The sequence below is a fragment of the Brenneria roseae subsp. roseae genome (genome assembly GCF_003115845.1).
GTDB classification, from domain to species: Bacteria; Pseudomonadota; Gammaproteobacteria; order Enterobacterales; family Enterobacteriaceae; genus Brenneria; species Brenneria roseae.
This window is the reverse complement of the sequence record NZ_KZ819060.1, coordinates 1-855: the sequence shown is the minus strand read 5'-3', so window position 1 is coordinate 855 and position 855 is coordinate 1. Positions and strand designations below refer to the sequence as shown.

General features: G+C 57.7%; 1 protein-coding gene. It reads left to right on the top strand.

The window, feature by feature from the left end:
* Positions 1 to 173: 173 nt before the first annotated feature.
* The coding region (locus DDT52_RS20810) for an Ig-like domain-containing protein (protein WP_345719102.1) at positions 174 to 855 on the top strand (682 nt) is incomplete at its 3' end.

Sequence of the window (855 nt, the reverse complement as noted above, 5' to 3'; positions counted from 1 at the left end):
GCGATGCGGTCACGGTGACGGTGGGTAACGAGACGTATCAGACTACGGTGAATGCCGACGGCAAGACCTGGAGCGTCAATGTCCCCGGCAGCGTGCTGGCGGCAAACAGCGACGTCAGTGCGACCGTCACCACCCTCGATGATGCTGTGAATTAAACGACTTCCTATACCACGCTGTCGTATACCTTCTATACCACCGCGCCTGACGCTTCTATCTCGATTGATACCATCGCCGGCGACGATATCGTCAATGCCGATGAAGCCGGACCGACCATCAGCGTGACTGGTCAGGTGGGTGACGACGTCAAAGCCGGTGATGCGGTCACGGTGACGGTAGGTTCGGAAACCTACCAGACCATCGTCAATACAGACGGTAAAACCTGGAGCGTCAATGTCCCCGGCAGCGTGCTGGCAGCGAACAGCGATATCAGCGCTACGGTCACCACCCGCGATGATGCGGGTAACGAAACCACGGCAGATGCCACCCGTTCTTACACGGTGGATACCAGTGCGCCGGAGGCGTCGATTAGTATCGATACCATTGCCGGTGACGATATCATCAACGCCGATGAAGCTGGACAGACCATCAATGTCACCGGTCAGGTCGGTGATGATGTCAAAGCTGGCGATGCGGTGACGGTGACGGTAGGTTCGGAAACCTACCAGACCGTCGTCAATACTGACGGCAAGACCTGGAGTGTCAACGTTCCCGGCAGCGTGCTGGCGGCGAATACCGATATCAGCGCCACGGTCATCACCCGCGATGATGCGGGGAATGAGACCACGGCAGATGCCACCCGTTCTTACACGGTGGATACCTCCGCCCCTGAAGCCTCTATCACTATCGATACCATTG